Raw genomic sequence first — 15768 nt, 5'->3', positions numbered from 1 at the left:
GGTGGGTGTTACGCGGCCAGCGTCGGGTCTGCCATCAGGCGGAGGCGGCCCAGTGCCTCGCGCTCGATCTGGCGGACCCGCTCGGCGGAGATGCCGTGCACCGCGCCGATGTCGGCCAGCTTGGCCTGGCGGCCGTCGTGCAGACCGTAGCGGCGCCGGATCACGTCCGCGGACCGCGGGTCGAGCTGGTCGACCAGACTGAACAGTCCCGAACGGTCCGACGCGTCGGCGACCAGCTGGTCCGGACCCGGCGCGGTCTCGGCCGCGATCAGGTCGCCCAGCGAGGTCTCACCCTCGTCGTCGACCGGGCTGTTCAGGCTGATGTGGTCCCGGCCGATGCGGATCAGTTCCGTGACCCGCTCCGGGTCCAGGTTCAGCTCGGCTGCGATCTCGTCGATCTCCGGCTCCCGCCCGAGCTTGCGCTCCAGCGTGCGCCGTGCCGACCCGATCTGGTTCAGCTGCTCCACCACGTGCACCGGCAGCCGGACCACACGGGCCTGCTGCGCGATACCGCGGGTGATGGCCTGCCGCACCCACCAGGTCGCGTACGTCGAGAACTTGAAACCCTTCCGGTAGTCGAACTTCTCCACCGCGCGGATCAGTCCCGTGTTGCCTTCCTGGACCAGGTCCAGCAGAGGCATCTGGGAACGTCCGTAACGGCGGGCGATCGACACCACGAGCCGGAGGTTGGCGGTCACGAACCGCTGCTGCGCGCGCTGGCCCTCTTCGGCCAGCCACTCCAGCTCCTCCTCCGTGGCATATTTGGGCGCTCCGCCCTTCTTGCGTCCAACCCGCCCTTCGGCCAGCAGTTGCTCCGCCAGGAGTCCTGCCTCGACCGTCTCAGCGAGCTCGACTTCTTCTTCAGCCGTCAGCAAAGGCGTCCGCGCGATCTCTTCGAGATAGAGACCGACGGAGTCCTTGCCGTCGATACCGTCGTCCGTGCTGCGGACACGAGCCATGCGAGCCACCGAAACTCCCTTCGTCGTTACATGGAGAGCAACGCTCGAGTAGGGTTCAAGATTCCGGTACCAGTGTGTAAACACCCTGAAGGTTCCCTGAGAGTTCCCGGCAGCGAATTCGCCGTGGAAACCGGTGTCCCGGGGTGCTGGTGGCCTATTCGGCCCAACACTCCGGGACACAACCTGAGAATCCGTACAGAAATCCAGTGTTCCGGTGCCCCGGATGTGTTGCACAACACACATCCGGGGCCAGAAATTCCCTGGCCGTCTTGGTCGGGCGCAGTTAGCTCAGGCCGAGGGCGTCCAGCTCCCAGGCGAGCGAGAACGCGACCTCGCGCCAGGCGTCGTACCGCCCGCTGCGGCCGCCGTGCCCGGCGTCCATCTCGGTCTTGAGCAGTACGTCGGTGTCACCGGACGCGGTCGCCCGGAGTTTCGCCACCCACTTCGCCGGCTCGACGAAGAACACCCGGGTGTCGTTCAGGCTGGTGATCGCCAGGATGCGCGGATAGTGCTGCGCGGTGACGTTTTCGTACGGCGAGTAGGACTTCATGTACTCGTAGACGCCCGCGTCTTCGAGCGGATTGCCCCATTCCTCCCACTCGATCACGGTGAGCGGCAGCGACGGGTCCAGAATCGTCGTCAACGCGTCGACGAAGGGGACTTCCGCGACGATTCCGCCGAATGCCTGCGGGGCCAGGTTCGCGACCGCGCCCATCAGCAGCCCGCCGGCGCTGCCGCCCTGGGCGACGATCCGTTCCGGCCTGGTCCAGCCGGACTGCACCAGGTGTTCGGCGGCCGCCACGAAGTCGGTGAACGTGTTCCGCTTGGTGAGCATCTTGCCGTCGTCGTACCAGTGCCGGCCGAGCTCGCCGCCGCCGCGGATGTGCGCGATCGCGAACACCACGCCGCGGTCGAGGAGCGACAGCCGCGGGATCGAGAACCACGGGTCGACCGACGTCTCGTACGAGCCGTACCCGTACAGCACGACCGGGGCGTTCCCGTCCTTCGCGACGTCCTTGCGCGCGACCATCGAGATCGGCACCTTCGTCCCGTCCGGCGCGGTCGCCCACTCCCGGTACTGCGTGTACGCGGTGAGGTCCACGTCGCCGAGCACGGGCTGCTGCTTGAGCAGTCGCCGCTCACCGGTCGCCACGTCCACGTCGTACGTCGAACCCGGCGTGATGAGGGAGGTGTAGCCGAAGCGGTACCGGGTGTCGTGCCACTCGTCGTTGCGGCCGGGGGACACGGTGTAGATCGGCTCGTCGAACTCCAGTACTTCTGGATCGCCGAAGCCGTCGTTGGTACGTCGCATGATCGCGAGCTCGGTGAGCGCGTTGCGGCGCCGGTACAGGATGACGTGGTCGGCGAACGCGTCCGCGCCGAGCAGGCGGCTGGTCTCGTCGCCCTCGATCAGCGTCGTCCAGTCGCCGGGGGAGTCGAGCGGCGCGGAGGCCAGCGAGAAGTTGGCCGCGTCGGCGTTGTGGGTGATCAGCAGCCGGTCGCCGGCATGCTCGACGTCGTACTCGACACCCTCGCGGCGGGCAGCGACCACGACGGGGTCACCCGTCGGGTTCTGAGCGTCGAGCAGCCAGACCTCGCTGGTGAGCTTGCTGCCGAGCGCGATCATGATCGCCTGCTCGTTGCGGGTCAGGTCGACGCCGACCCAGAACCGCTCGTCCGGCTCCTCCATCACCAGGACGTCATCAGCAGCGCCGAGGGTGTGCCGCCAGACCTGGTACGGGCGCCAGGCGTCGTCGACCTTGGTGTAGAAGATCGTCGAGCCGTCGGCGGACCAGGCCGAGCCGTAGTGCACCTCGGGCAGCTCGTCCGGCAGCAGTTCACCGGTGTCGAGGTCCTTGATCCGCAGCGTGAACCGCTCGTCGCCCTTGAGATCGACGGAGTACGCCAGCAGGCGGCCGTCGGGGGACACGTCGACGGTGCCGAGCGAGAAGAACTCGGAGCCGCCGGCCACCTCGTTGCCGTCCAGCATGACCTCTTCGCCGGCGATCTCGCCGTCGGTGGCCGGCGGCCGGTCGCCGTCCACCTTGACCCGGCAGTGCAGCGAGTACTGCTGCCCCTCGATCGTGCGCGAGTAGTACCAGTACCCGCCGCGCCGGGCCGGCACGCTCAGGTCGGTCTGCAGCGTCCGGTCCGAGATCTCCTTGAAGATTGCCTCGCGCAACGATTCCAGGTGCGCCGTCCGCGCCTCGGTGTACGCGTTCTCGGCCCGCAGGTACCCCAGCACCTCGTCGTCGCTCTTGTCCCGCAACCACTCGTACTCGTCGACGAAAACATCACCGTGATGCACCCGCTCGACCGGCTTCCGGGCGGCGACCGGCGGTGTGCCAGAAGATGTGACAGAAGAAGAATTCTCGGACATGCCGCGAGACTACCTGCGACGTCGGACAAGGACTAAGCGCGCACGCGTTCCGTCACCGCGGACAACGCGGCTGCCACCGCCTGGCGCGACTCTTCGGTGTGGTCGAGTACGTCGAAACCGTGCCGGCCATCCGGTACTTCGATCAGCTCGAGATCGGCACCAGCCGCCCGCGCGGCGTCGATGAACGGCGGCTGGGTGAGCGCCACGTCCGGCAGTTCACGACCGACCACGGTCATCACGAGCGGGAGCCCGCGCGCACCCCTGACGGCGTCGACCGGGTGCACGCCGCGGATCGTGACCAGTTCGGAGTCGCCGAGGACCGGGTAGGTCAGGGCGATGCATTTGAGCCAGTCCGGGGGACTCTGCAGGAAGCCGACGGACAGCGGTGAGCCGCCGGAGAAGAACCACAGGGCGACGCGGCTCGCGTCCACGCGCGGGTGCGCCCGGACGGCCGCGATCGCCTTCGACAGCGCAGTCAGCGAGCGACCGTCGTCGGGAAGCCCGTCGGGACTGTGGTCGACGACAGCGGCCACGGAGCCGTGGGCGGCGAGCTGAGCGGCGTACCCCTGATAGATCTGCCACGCACTCGGCAACGGCCTGCCCTCCGCGCGGTAGGGCACTCCGTGGTTCAGCAGAACGGCCGGCGCGGGTTCCGGGGTGTCCGGGAGGTTGAGCAGCAGTCCCTCGTGCGCCGTCCGGGTGACATCGGGCGTCGGCAGGACGAAGGAAGGATCGTCGGTCATGGCCCAACCGTAGGCACGGTCAGGCTAGATCTCGTACGTCGCGACGACAGGGGCGTGGTCGCTCCAGCGTTCGGCGTACGTCGGGGCTCGGTGGACGACGCAATTGGTGGCGGCGGCTGCCAGTTCGGGGGAGGCGATCTGGTAGTCGATGCGCCAGCCGGCGTCGTTGTCGAAGGCCTTGCCGCGCCAGGACCACCACGAGTACGGGCCGGGGCCTTCACCGCCGAAGCGGCGGCCCAGGTCTACCCAGCCGGCCTCGAAGAGACGGTCCATCCAGGCGCGCTCCTCGGGCAGGAAGCCGCTCTTCTTGCGGTTCGCCTTCCAGGCCTTCAGGTCTTCCTCGCGGTGCGCGATGTTGAGGTCGCCGCACATCAGCACGTGCCGCCCGTCCGCCCGCAGCTCGGCCAGCCGGGCGGTGATCACGTCCAGGAACGCGTACTTCTCCTCCTGCCGCGGCGGGGTCTCGAACTCGCCGGTGAACACGTACGTGCTGACCGCGGTCAACGTCGTACCGTCGTCCAGCACCACGTCCGCCTCGACCCAGCGCCCGGTCCCGGCGAACCGTTCGGGTCCGATCTCGCCGCGCTCGTCCTTGATCGGCCGCCGGCTCGCGACCGCGACGCCCGCGCGTCCCTTGTGCCCGTCGATCGCCGGCTCGGCGTGCGCGATGTTCCAGTCGCCGCCGAGGAGCTCCCGCAGTACGTCGTCGGACGCGCGGACTTCCTGCATCAGCAACAAGTCCGGGTCCGTGCTCTCCAGCCACGGCGCCATCCCGCGCCGAAAGGCGGCCCTGATCCCATTCACATTCACCGTGGCAACCGTCAGCACGCGAGAACCCTAACGCGCAGACCCCCACGGCTCGCGCGCTGACATCCTCCGCAATGCCAGGTACCCGCCGACCGCAGGGACGAACGAGAGCACCTTTGCCCGCGGCGACGCGCCGGCCGAGGTGAGGACCGTCACGATCGTCACGAGGTACGCCGTACCGTGCGTCGGACCCAGCACCGACGAGACGGGCGCCCAATGCACCGTGAGGAGGTTCGCGAACAGCAAGCACACCGTCGCAGCCTCGACGGCCGCCGCGATCTTCAGCACCTTCATCGTCAGGCCCCCGTTGTCGAACCGGGGCGGACGATCATCAGCACCACGACGACGGCCCACAGGAGGGCGAACACGCCGGTGGTCATGGACAGTGCCTTGGCCTGGGGGAGCAGCGCCGTGCGTACGTCGGGACCGGCGGCGGCCGCTGCCAGCACACGGGATTGTGTGGGGATGACCACGAAGGCGAGCAAGGCAGCGGCGACGAGCGTGAGGATCATCGAGATGATCAGCCAGTAGTCGCCCAGCACCCCCATCCCGCCGGCCACCGCAAGACCGAAGACGGGCACGGCCAGACCGCCGATCGCGTAGACCTTGCTGATGCGGTGGAGGACCGCCAGTACCGCGGCGTCCGGCGCCTCCGCCAGGAGCGTCCGGCGGGCGATCGGCGGGAACATGCTCGCCGCGATCGTCACCGGACCGACGAAGATGATCGCGGCCAGGACATGGACGCTGAGCAGGAACTTGTTCATCACACTCCCCAGAGGTCGAAAGTTTCAGCCAGACTGTAACTCAAGTATCAGTGAGACTGAAACCTGCGATGATTGCCGGATGGAAGAGACCAGGCGACCGCCGCTGAGTCCCGCGCTGTTGCTGGTGATGCTGGGTGGAGAGCTGCGCGCGCGGTTGGAGCGTGATCTCCGGGCGGAGGGCCTGTCGCTGCGGCACTTCTCGGCGCTGGGGCATCTCGCACACCAGCCGGGGTTGTCGTACAGCGAGCTCGCCCGGAGGGACGGCATCACAGCCCAGAGCATGCAGTCGACGCTCCTGCAGTTGCAGGACATGGGGGCTGTCGAGCGACTGACGGCACCTGGGCGAGGACGGGCCGCAGACCTGAAGGTCACGGCTGCAGGCGAGCAACTGCTCGGTCGCTGCCGAGTCGTGCTGTCCGCGATCGATGCGGAGCTGACCGCGCGGCTCGGCGCGGAGGCGACTGACGGTCTGATCGGCAAGGTGCTGCAGTTGCTGACCGCGCTCGCTGCCGAGCCGTCGGAGATCACTCCGGGGTCGTCGTGAGGCTGGTTGTCGACAGGATGGCGTCCAGGGACTGCGCGCACAGATGCTCGAGGGCTTCCGGCGAGACGGTCGGGTTGTCGATCCACACCAGCAGGGTCTGTTCGACGTAACCCTGCCAGCCGTGACAGGCGAGCTCGACGACGGGGGTGATCTCGATGCCGCGCTCGGCGACGGCGCTGATCACCCACTGGCTGAAGACACGGCGCAGGTCGGAGTGCAGCGCTCTGACGTCGGGGTCCCCGGCGGCCGACATCAACAGGGTGGCCCGGTACAGCTGGGGAGCCTCGAGGACGGCGCGGACGAACGCGCGGATCCCGGCACGCAGCTGCTCGTCGGGCGGCAGCGACGGGTCCGGGGCGGTGCGCAGCATGACCTCGGCCGCGGCTTCCTCGATGACGGCGTACTGGAACTTCTTCTTGGAGCCGAAGTAGTGAAACAGGAGAGCGGGGGAGACGCCGGCCTCGGCGGCGACGAGCTCGACCGTGAGCTCGCGGTGCGGGTCCGCGAGCAGCACCCGGCGCGCGGCCGCGAGGATCTGCGCCCGCCGCTCATCGGGCCGCAGCCTGGCACCGGAGGAGGAGATCTGGCTCATGCGGGCAGTCTATTGAGTATTCGGTCAATAATCACTTACTGTTGAGTATCCACTCAACAAGCTGGAGGTGCCAGATGCGTCCGTTGGCCGGTCAAGTCGTGCTCATCACCGGCGCCTCCCGGGGGATCGGCGCCGCGGTCGCCCGGAAGCTGGCGGAGGACGGCGCGAAGCTCGCGCTGGTCGGCCTGGAGCCGGACGAGTTGAAGAAGGTCGCGGAGGACTGCGGCCCGGACTCCGGCTGGTGGGAGGCCGACGTCACCGACACCGACTCGCTGCGGACCGCGGTCGAGGCGATCGCCGAGCGCTACGGCCGGATCGACGTCGTGATGGCGAACGCCGGGATCGCGGCGCCGGGCTTCAGCCGGAGCATGGACCCGAAGGTCTGGGAGCGCGTACTGGATGTCGACCTGATCGGTGTCTGGCGCACCGTCCACCTGACGCTGCCGTACCTGCTGGAGAGCAAGGGCTATCTGTTGCTCGTCTCGTCCCTCGCCGCAATCGTCCACATCCCGGGTCTCGCGTCGTACAACGTGTCCAAGGCCGGAGTCGAGGCGATGGGGAACACGCTGCGGTCCGAGCTGAAGCACCTCGGCGTACGGGTCGGCGTCGCGCACATGACGTTCGTCGACACCGACATGGTGCGCGGGGTCGACACGCACCCGGTGTTCGGCAAGGTGCGGACCGGGATCCCGGGAGTGGGCAAGACGTACTCGCTGGAGTTCGCCGTGGGCAAGTTCGTCGAGGGCATCAGAAAGCGCTCTCGCACCGTTCACGTGCCGGGCTGGATCGGCGCGCTGAAGGTGTTCCGCTGGGTGATCCCGCATGTCATCGAGGCCGGCTCGCGCTTCAGCGTGCCGAAGGCCGACGCGGCGGCGCTGGCCGACGTCCAGGCCCGCGGTGCCGAGGTGTCCTCGCGACCGAGCGGCGCGGGTGGTCTCGCTGACGCCCAGGCTGCTCAGAAGTGAGCGCAGAAATGAGTCGCGAGTACGACGTCGTCCTGCTGGGTGCGAGCGGGTTCACGGGAGCGCTCACCGCGGAGTACCTGGAGGAGAACGCGCCGGACGGCCTTCGCTGGGCGGTTGCCGGACGCAACAAACAGAAGCTCGAGCGGTTCGGCAGAGACATCCTGATCGCCGACGTCACCGACCCGAAGTCGCTGCGCGAACTCGCCGAGTCCACCAAGGTCGTCGCCACCACCGTCGGCCCCTACGTCGAGTACGGCGAACCGCTCGTCGCCGCGTGCGCCGAGGCCGGGACGGGGTATCTCGATCTCACGGGTGAGCAGGAGTTCCTGGACCGGATGTACGTTCGGTACCACGAGCGCGCGACGCAGACCGGCGCACGGCTTATTCACGCGTGCGGGTTCGACTCGATCCCGTACGACCTCGGCGTGCAGTACACGGTCGAGCAGTTGCCGCAGAGCGTGCCCATCCAGGTCGACGGACTGGTCCGTGGCGGTGGCCGTCCGTCCGGGGGAACGTTCCACACCGCGATCACCGCGTTCTCGCGGCCGAAGCAGAACCTGGAAGCGCACCGCGCGCGGCGCGCAGCCGAGCCCCTGCCGACGGATCGGAGGGCGCGTGCGGTTGCCGGGAAGATCCACCGCCAGCAAGGGTTCTGGGCGGTTCCGTTGCCGACGATCGATCCGCAGATCGTCGGGTACTCGGGCCGGCTGCTCGATCGCTACGGACCGGACTTCCGGTACTCGCATTACGCCGCGGTGAAGCATCTCCCGACTGTTGCCGCAGGCATCGGTGGGATCGGACTGCTGATCGCGGGCGCCCAGGTCCCGCCGATCCGGAACGCGCTGCTGAAGCGGCTCCAGCCCGGTGACGGACCGAGTGCAGAACGGCGGGCGCAGTCGTGGTTCAACGTGCGATTCATTGGTCGCGGCGGCGGCAAGCAGGTGATCACCGAGGTCGCGGGCAGGGACCCCGGGTACGACGAGACCGCGAAGATGCTCGGGGAGAGCGCTCTCTGTCTGGCGCTCGACGATCTGCCGGAGACCGCCGGCCAAACCACGACGGCCGCGGCCATGGGACCCGTTCTGCGCGAGCGCCTGGTGAAAGCGGGAATGACCTTTGCCACCCTCGAAGTCGACAACTACTAGCCCCGACGGCACCACCCTCGCCGTCTACGACTACAGCATCCACGGCGGCCCGGTGCTGGTGTGTGTGCATGGGTATCCGGACAACGCGGCGCTCTGGGAGCCGGTGGCCGATCTGCTTGCCGACGACTTCCAGGTGGTCGCGTACGACGTCCGCGGCGCCGGCGAATCCGACCATCCGACCAGCACCGCGGCGTACACACTCGATCGCCTGCAGGACGACTTCCAGGCAGTCATCGACCAGGTGTCACCCGACCGGCCTGTGCACGTACTGGCCCACGACTGGGGCTCCATCCAGGCCTGGCACTTCGTCACCGCCCCGGACCTACAACCCCGCATCGCGTCCTTCACGTCCATCTCCGGCCCGTCACTCGATCACGCCGGTTACTTCCTCAGAAAGCGCTCTCTCGCAGCGCTCAGGCAGTTGCTGCACTCCTGGTACATCTTCTACTTCCACCTCCCATGGCTCCCTGAGCTTGGCTGGCGCAAAGGCTGGGCGCACCGCGCGTTCAACCGCCTCGAGAAGCAGCAGCCCGACGACAACCGCTCTCTCGGCGACTATGTGAACGGCATCAAGCTGTACCGCGCGAACGTCATCCCACGGCTCCTCCGGCCCGCACAACGGCGTACCGACGTACCCGTGCTCGCGGTGTCACCGGATGCCGACCCGTTCGTCACCACCCCGCTGCAGACCGACATCGCACGCTGGGCCCCGAACCTCACGGTCAAGGTGATCAGGGGTGGCCACTGGATACCCCGGAACGATCCCGGACTTGTCGCCCAGTTGGTGCTGGAACACACCGGCCAGGTGGCACGCTGGAGGACATGAAGACGCTCCTCAACCTGATCTGGCTGGTTCTGGCCGGGTTCTGGCTGGCGGTCGGTTACGCGGTCGCCGGGATCATCTGTTGCGTGCTGATCGTCACGATCCCGTTCGGGATCGCGTCGTTCCGGATCGCGGCGTACACCCTGTGGCCGTTCGGGCGGACCATCGTGGACAAACGCAGCGCCGGGGCCGGCGCGCTGCTCGGCAACCTGATCTGGATCGTCGTCGCCGGCTGGTGGCTGGCGCTCGGCCACCTGACCACCGGCATCGCGTTGTGCCTGACGGTTGTCGGCATCCCGCTCGGTGTCGCGAACTTCAAGCTGATCCCGGTCTCGCTGGTGCCGCTCGGCAAGACCATCGTGCCGACCAATCAGCCGTTCGCGTGAGGTCGCTGACCGTCCTCGGTTCCTGTGGCGCCTGGCCGGAGGCGGGCCGGGCCTGCGCGGGATTCCTGCTGGAGTACGACGGTTTCCGGGTCGTCCTCGATCTCGGGTACGCCGCTCTGCCGCGACTGCTCGAACATTGTCCGAAGGGCGAGGTGGACGCGATCGTCGTGACCCACCAGCACCCGGACCACTGCGTCGACGTGAGTGGTCTGGCCCGAGTGAGGTACTACGAGGAGCCAGACGCACCACCGGTCCCGCTGCACTGCGCTCCCGGCGTCCTCGACGTACTGCGGGCACTCGAGCCCCACCCGGATCCGGCAGACGTCTTCGCCGTCCACGACCTGGCGTCGACAACGCGGATCGGGCCGTTCGAGGTGCTGACCGTGGAACTCCCGCATTACAAGACGAATCTCGGCGTGCGACTCACCGCGCCAGGGGTATCGGTCGCGTATACGGGGGACAGCGGCCCATCGCCCGACCTGGCGCGCTTGGCCGCCGGAACTGACCTCTTCATCTCCGATGCCACGCTTCAAGGTCCGTCTCCGCAGACCCAGCCCCGTTACGTGATGACTGCCACGGAAGCAGCCGAGGGCGCGCGGGGAGCATCGAGGCTGTTGCTGACGCACTTCTGGCCGGGGTCGGATCGATCAGTGTCCGTGGCCGAGGCGAAGCGGGCGTTCGCGGGCGAAGTGATCGCCGCCGAGGAAGGCCTCACCATCCAGCTCTAGCGAGGACGCTTGGTGGCGTACTCGGCGAACCGACCGAGCGCGTACGGCCAGACCTGCTCGAAGTTCTTCCGGTACTCGGCGCCGGCCTCGCCGTGCCGCTCCCAGCCGCGATGGGCGACGGTCACCGTCGACCCCTCGAAGGTGACCTCCACCTCCGTCGCGTCCTCGGCACGGGGGACCGGCACCCTGTCCGGACCGATCTGCCAGCTGAACACGAGCCGGCGACCCGGCTCCCAGGTCAGCACCCGGCCCCAATCCCATTGCATACCGTGCGGACCGAGCTCGTACAGGACTCCGTCGAGGAGGCCCATGTCGGTCAGCAGTTCGGCTCCTGACCACGAGAACTCCGGTGGCCACCATCGACCGAACTCGTCGGTGAAGATCTCGAAGGCCACATCGGATGGGACCGTCAGGCCGGCCACGGCGGTCAGTTCGCGCACGGGCGCAGCCTAGTTCTGCTGTTCGGCCGCGACGACCTTCCGGACGTTCGCCAGCTCGCCGCAGCCCGACTCGATCAATCGGGCGCGCTCCTCGGCGAACAGGTCCCCGAGCTTGCGGCGGACCCCTTCGGCGACGTCCGTCCGCGCCGGGTTCAGGACGTCTCGCTCCTCCTCGTCGAGGTGGTGCGTGAGCGCCTCGGACAGCTCGTGCAGCTTCTCGCTGAACTCCTCGCTGGCGGTGTCGTCGACCTCCATCAGGGCGAGCAGTGCGTCGTTGCCCTCGGCATGCTCGTGCTCGGAGTGCTCGACCTCGTCGGCGTCGATCGCGTCCTTGTGCCGCAGCGCCGGGTAGACCTTCGACTCCTCCGCCTCGGCGTGCGCGATCAGGACGGTGGCGAGGTCGGCGAGCACCGCCGAACGGTCGCTGCGCACGTCACGCAGTTCGCGCAACGCCTCCTCGAACCACCTGTGGTCGGCGAGGATGATCTCGACCACGTCACCACCCGCTGCCGGAAGGATCTTCGGCATCCGTCGTCTCCTTTCTCGGATGCCTGCCGGTACCCGGATACTCTGCGGCCATGCCGCCAACCATGCCGCCAACCACGCCGCCAACCGTGCCGACAGCCCTGATCCGCCGCCCGAGCACGCGACTCGCCGAAGGTCTCGTCACGCACATCGAGCGCCGGCCGGTGGACCTCGACCTGGCGTTCGAGCAATGGCAGCGGTACGTCGACGCGCTGCACGACGCCGGCTGGTGCACCGTCGAAGTACCGCCGATCGACGAGTGCCCGGACGGCGTGTTCATCGAGGACACGATGGTCGTGTACGGCGACCTCGCGGTGATCGCGCGGGCCGGCGCGGACGAGCGACGCGCGGAGGCGACGGCGGCCGAGGAGACCGTTGCGGCGCAGGGGTACCGGATCGCAAGGATCAACGAGCCCGGGACGCTCGATGGCGGCGACGTACTGAAGATCGGCTCGACGATCTACGTGGGGCAGGGCGGCCGTACGAACGCGGCCGGGATCCAGCAATTGCGCGACGCGTTCGCCCCGCTCGGCGCGGAGGTGCGCGCGGTCCCGGTGCAGAAGGTCCTGCACCTCAAGTCGGCCGTGACCGCGCTGCCCGACGGGACGGTCGTCGGGTACGAGCCGCTCGTCGACGACCCGACCGCGTTCGATGCGTTCCGCCCGGTGCCCGAGGAGGCGGGCGCGCATGTCGTACTGCTGGACGACGACCGCCTGCTGATGGCCGCGTCGGCGCCGAAGTCGGCGCAGCTATTCGAGGGCTTGGGCTATCGGCCGATCGTGGTCGACATCAGCGAGTTCGAGAAGCTCGAGGGCTGTGTCACGTGCTTGTCGGTGCGTCTACGCCGCTGAGCAACTGCCGAGCGGTTGCGGCGAGCTGCACATCGCGCTTCTTCCCCCGCGCCTCGGCGACCCCGCACGCCCCCACCAGTGCCGTGCGGTAGATCGCCGTATCCGGATGGCCAGGCGGGGCGTCCCGGACGACCTGGGTCAGCGCCTCGACGGCCTCCGCGATGTCGCCGCACGCGAGCAACGCCTTCCCAAGTGCTGCCTGATCGCGCAACAACTGTGCATCGTCGTCCACAACCTCGTCGGCCGCGACGATGTCCGCGAGCAACTGAGCCTCCGACCGCGGACCACCGACCATCAAACGCGCACCGGTAATCGCCTCGGTCGCCGCCCGCGTCAACTCGTGATGCGGCCCGAACACCTCGCCCAACTGCGGCGTCACCAACTCGAACCAGGCGATCGCGCGCCCGTAGTTCGCAGTCGCCAGCAGACCCTGGGCCACCCGCAACCGGACCCGCAACGTCGCCGGGTCGTCGGCCGCCAGCACCTTCTCCCGCTCGGCCAGCGCCGACTGGTAGAACGGCAGCGCCTGCCCTGGCTCGTTCTCGTCCCAGTACGCCTCGGCCTGCTTGTACGCCGGGGCGCCGTCGAGCTCCGGATGATTCACGATCGCCGACACCGGCTCCCGCCGTACGACCGCCGGCACGGGCTGATCGACCACCTTGCGGCCGACGTACGTGCGCCCGCCGGTAGGGATGATCCGGAACCGTCCGACCTTCGACACCGGGAGCCACAGCACCGTGTTGTAGAGCGTCCGCACCGACGACCCGCAGTTCTCGCACACGTCCCGGTGCCCGTAGAACCGGCCACCCATCGGGCCCGCTGCCTCGGCCCCGCGCCATGCCTCCGACGTCGCCGTGCAGGGCGCGCAGAACGGGTACACCCCCCGCCGTTCCTCATTCACCCGAGACATTGTGCTCAGTTTCGGGTTCGTCGTCTGCATCCGCACCGGTGTGCTGCACTTTTGTCAGGGCCGGATCGTCGACCGAGAACGTCCGGACCGGACCCGGCGGGGTGTCCGCGGTCTCGAACCGGACCGTGACGCGGCCGCGTCCGGAGCCCCAGACCCAGCCGCGGCCGTAGTCCGGGTGCGCGACGTCCTGCCCGGGATGGAATCCGATCTGGTCGCGCGGCCTGGCCGGCAGCTCGACCACCTCGACCGGGTCCTCGGCGTGCTCTCCCTCGGTGAACAGATCATCCTGAATCCAGTCGGCGAGTGACGAGACGCCTACACCGAGCAATCGGATGCCGCCGCCGATGTCGCTCTCCTCGAGCAGCCGGCGCGCGACCCGCGCGACCACCCGCGCGTCGTCGGTGGGGCCGGCCAGTGTCGACGAGCGGGTGTGCGTGGTGAAGTCGTGCATCCGCGTCTTGACCGTCACGGTCCGGCCGGACAGCTGCGCCTTCTGCAGACGCTCGGCGACACGGTGCGCCATCCGGTCGCTGATCGCGGTCAGCAGCGCGCGGTCGATGATGTCGGTCTCGAACGTGTCCTCGACGCTGACCGACTTGGTCTCCCGATCACTCACAACAGGCCGGTCGTCCGCCGCCACCGCGAGCCGGTGCAGGCTGCTGCCGTGCGCGGACCCGACCTGGCGGATCAACTCGTCCTCGTCGAGCTGCTGCAGGTCCGCGACGGTGCGCACGCCGGCCATGCTCAGCCGCTGCGCGGTCGCCGGGCCGACTCCCGGGATCACCGTGACCTGCATCGGCGCGAGGAACTCGGCCTCGGTCCCCGCCGGTACGACGACCACGCCGTTCGGCTTGTCGAGATCGCTGGCGATCTTCGCGATCAACTTCGACGTACCCGCACCAACGGACGCGGTCAGTCCGCCGGACACCTTGTAGATGGCCGCCTTCAGGTCGTCGGCGATCGCCTGCACGTCCTCGACCGTCAACCCGGTCAACCCACTGGCCGCCAGATCAATGAACGCCTCGTCCAGCGACAGCGGCTCGACCAGCGGCGACAGCGCCCGCATCTCCGCCATCACGGCCTTGCTGCTCTGCCGGTACACCTCGAAGCGCGGACTCAGGTACGCCGCGTGCGGGCAACGCGATCGCGCCTCGGCGGTCGACATCGCCGAGCGCACGCCGTACTTGCGTGCCTCGTACGATGCAGTCGACACGACCCCGCGCACACCGATGCCGCCGACGACCACGGGCTTGCCCCGTAGTGACGGCTTGTCCCGCTGCTCGACCGCCGCGAAGAACGCGTCCAGGTCCACGTGCAGCACCGACGGATCGTCTCGCACCTGTCCAGTGTCCCTGCCGCCACCGACAATTACCGGATGACCTTCCCCAGCCACTGGGACGACGGCACAGATCCGTCCAGTCCCGACCATCAGGTTCATTGGTACGACGAACGTACGGCGATCATCCGCCAGTCGCTCCGAACCAACTTCGAGGGCCCGTTCCTGTACCTGTTGCTCGGCGAGGAGCGCGCCCTGCTGCTCGACACCGGCACCGGACATGTGCCGCTGCGCCCGCTGATCGAGGAGCTGGCGGGGGAGCGGGAGCTGGTCATCGCGCACACCCACGGCCACGGCGACCACGTCGGCGGCGACGGCGAGTTCGACAAGCCCGTCGGCCGGTCCGCCGAGGAGGTCGCGGCGTACTTCGGGTTCGCCGACTGGCCGAACGGTGTGGTGCAGTTCGACCTCGGCGGGCGAGTTCTCGACGCCCTGGCGATCCCGGGCCACCACGCGTCGCACCTCGCGGTCTACGACCGGGACACGCGGCTGCTCCTGAGCGGCGACTCGCTCTACCCCGGGCGGCTGTACGTGTTCGACTGGCCGGCGTTCCGGGCGAGCGTCGCGCGGCTCGCGGCGTTTGTTGCTGACGGCAATCCGGTCGAGTGGGTCCTGGGTGCCCACATCGAGCTGACAAACACGCCGGGGCAGGACTACGAGATGGGGGATGCGAGGCACCCGGACGAGCACGAGTTGCAGCTGCATCCCGACGTACTGACCGAGCTGGCCGAGGTCGTCGCCGAGGCGGGGGAGGCTCCGGTGCGGATAGAGCGCGACCATTTCATCGTCTACCCAGTCTGAGTCCACCACGCGATTGCGCCGTACACGGATGGGCACCTTCAGGCACACTGAGGCCATGTCATAGCGGGG

Annotated in this window: 19 protein-coding genes; 8 read left to right on the top strand and 11 right to left on the bottom strand. The window is 68.5% G+C overall.

Annotation, left to right across the window (positions count from 1 at the left end; translation table 11 throughout):
• Window positions 1–8: 8 nt before the first annotated feature.
• From EV649_RS24165 to EV649_RS24140, 6 genes are all read right to left on the bottom strand, one after another.
• Window positions 9–968: a sigma-70 family RNA polymerase sigma factor gene (locus EV649_RS24165; RefSeq protein WP_130385833.1), complete on the bottom strand. Its 960-nt coding sequence runs from the start codon at window positions 966–968 to the stop codon at window positions 9–11.
• Between the two features lie 274 nt (window positions 969–1242).
• Complete coding sequence (locus tag EV649_RS24160) at window positions 1243–3339, bottom strand: S9 family peptidase (protein WP_130385832.1); 2097 nt, start codon at window positions 3337–3339, stop codon at window positions 1243–1245.
• Window positions 3340–3371: 32 nt separating this feature from the next.
• Window positions 3372–4082, bottom strand: a complete 711-nt coding sequence (locus EV649_RS24155) for an alpha/beta hydrolase (RefSeq protein WP_130385831.1) — start codon at window positions 4080–4082, stop codon at window positions 3372–3374.
• A gap of 24 nt (window positions 4083–4106) precedes the next feature.
• Entirely contained in the window at window positions 4107–4910 is an 804-nt protein-coding gene (locus EV649_RS24150) for an exodeoxyribonuclease III (RefSeq protein WP_130385830.1), read from the bottom strand.
• A 9-nt stretch (window positions 4911–4919) separates the two neighbouring features.
• Complete coding sequence (locus EV649_RS24145) at window positions 4920–5183, bottom strand: DUF3817 domain-containing protein (protein WP_130385829.1); 264 nt, start codon at window positions 5181–5183, stop codon at window positions 4920–4922.
• A gap of 2 nt (window positions 5184–5185) precedes the next feature.
• Complete coding sequence (locus EV649_RS24140) at window positions 5186–5653, bottom strand: DUF2269 family protein (RefSeq protein ID WP_130385828.1); 468 nt, start codon at window positions 5651–5653, stop codon at window positions 5186–5188.
• Between the two features lie 79 nt (window positions 5654–5732).
• Here EV649_RS24140 and EV649_RS24135 point away from each other — a divergent pair, with 79 nt between their 5' ends.
• On the top strand, window positions 5733–6197 hold the full coding sequence (locus tag EV649_RS24135) for a MarR family transcriptional regulator (protein ID WP_130385827.1): 465 nt from the start codon (window positions 5733–5735) through the stop codon (window positions 6195–6197).
• Here the strand turns inward: EV649_RS24135 and EV649_RS24130 are convergent.
• Window positions 6178–6789 carry a TetR/AcrR family transcriptional regulator gene (locus tag EV649_RS24130; RefSeq protein WP_130385826.1) on the bottom strand — a complete coding sequence of 204 codons (612 nt, stop codon included), beginning with the start codon at window positions 6787–6789 and terminating at the stop codon, window positions 6178–6180. The genes EV649_RS24135 and EV649_RS24130 overlap by 20 nt on opposite strands.
• 74 nt (window positions 6790–6863) lie before the next feature.
• Here EV649_RS24130 and EV649_RS24125 point away from each other — a divergent pair, with 74 nt between their 5' ends.
• From EV649_RS24125 to EV649_RS24105, 5 genes are read left to right on the top strand one after another with little or no spacing between them, the layout of a single operon-like run.
• A complete protein-coding gene (locus EV649_RS24125) occupies window positions 6864–7754 on the top strand; it encodes an SDR family oxidoreductase (RefSeq protein WP_130385825.1) in 891 nt (296 codons plus the stop codon).
• Between the two features lie 8 nt (window positions 7755–7762).
• The gene (locus EV649_RS24120) at window positions 7763–8899 is read left to right on the top strand and encodes a saccharopine dehydrogenase NADP-binding domain-containing protein (RefSeq protein ID WP_130385824.1); all 1137 of its coding nucleotides are present in this window, start codon (window positions 7763–7765) and stop codon (window positions 8897–8899) included.
• Window positions 8871–9725 (top strand): alpha/beta fold hydrolase, encoded by an 855-nt coding sequence (locus tag EV649_RS24115; protein WP_130385823.1) that lies wholly within the window; start codon window positions 8871–8873, stop codon window positions 9723–9725. Before EV649_RS24120 ends, EV649_RS24115 begins: the two co-directional genes overlap by 29 nt.
• The gene (locus tag EV649_RS24110) at window positions 9722–10108 is read left to right on the top strand and encodes a YccF domain-containing protein (protein ID WP_130385822.1); all 387 of its coding nucleotides are present in this window, start codon (window positions 9722–9724) and stop codon (window positions 10106–10108) included. Before EV649_RS24115 ends, EV649_RS24110 begins: the two co-directional genes overlap by 4 nt.
• Window positions 10105–10836, top strand: coding sequence for an MBL fold metallo-hydrolase (locus EV649_RS24105; RefSeq protein WP_130385821.1), 732 nt, complete (start codon window positions 10105–10107; stop codon window positions 10834–10836). Before EV649_RS24110 ends, EV649_RS24105 begins: the two co-directional genes overlap by 4 nt.
• Here the strand turns inward: EV649_RS24105 and EV649_RS24100 are convergent.
• Entirely contained in the window at window positions 10833–11276 is a 444-nt protein-coding gene (locus EV649_RS24100) for an SRPBCC domain-containing protein (protein WP_130385820.1), read from the bottom strand. The two genes, EV649_RS24105 and EV649_RS24100, sit on opposite strands and share 4 nt — an antisense overlap.
• A gap of 9 nt (window positions 11277–11285) precedes the next feature.
• Entirely contained in the window at window positions 11286–11804 is a 519-nt protein-coding gene (locus EV649_RS24095) for a hemerythrin domain-containing protein (protein ID WP_130385819.1), read from the bottom strand.
• Between the two features lie 50 nt (window positions 11805–11854).
• On the opposite strand from EV649_RS24095, the gene ddaH reads away from it, so the two are divergent.
• Complete coding sequence (gene ddaH, locus EV649_RS24090) at window positions 11855–12652, top strand: dimethylargininase (protein WP_277875693.1); 798 nt, start codon at window positions 11855–11857, stop codon at window positions 12650–12652.
• On the opposite strand, the gene EV649_RS24085 is transcribed toward ddaH, so the two are convergent.
• A complete protein-coding gene (locus EV649_RS24085; RefSeq protein ID WP_130385818.1) occupies window positions 12621–13553 on the bottom strand; it encodes a tetratricopeptide repeat protein in 933 nt (310 codons plus the stop codon). The two genes, ddaH and EV649_RS24085, sit on opposite strands and share 32 nt — an antisense overlap.
• Window positions 13546–14901, bottom strand: a complete 1356-nt coding sequence (locus EV649_RS24080) for a DNA polymerase IV (protein ID WP_130385817.1) — start codon at window positions 14899–14901, stop codon at window positions 13546–13548. The genes EV649_RS24085 and EV649_RS24080 overlap by 8 nt, the downstream gene beginning before the upstream one ends.
• Window positions 14902–14937: 36 nt before the next feature.
• On the opposite strand from EV649_RS24080, the gene EV649_RS24075 reads away from it, so the two are divergent.
• A complete protein-coding gene (locus EV649_RS24075) occupies window positions 14938–15699 on the top strand; it encodes an MBL fold metallo-hydrolase (RefSeq protein ID WP_130385816.1) in 762 nt (253 codons plus the stop codon).
• Window positions 15700–15768: the final 69 nt, after the last annotated feature.

Source organism: Kribbella sp. VKM Ac-2569 (assembly GCF_004216905.1).
Lineage (GTDB): Bacteria > Actinomycetota > Actinomycetes > Propionibacteriales > Kribbellaceae > Kribbella.
The sequence above is the reverse complement of the archived record's forward strand: the minus strand, read 5'-3'. Positions and strand labels throughout refer to the sequence as shown.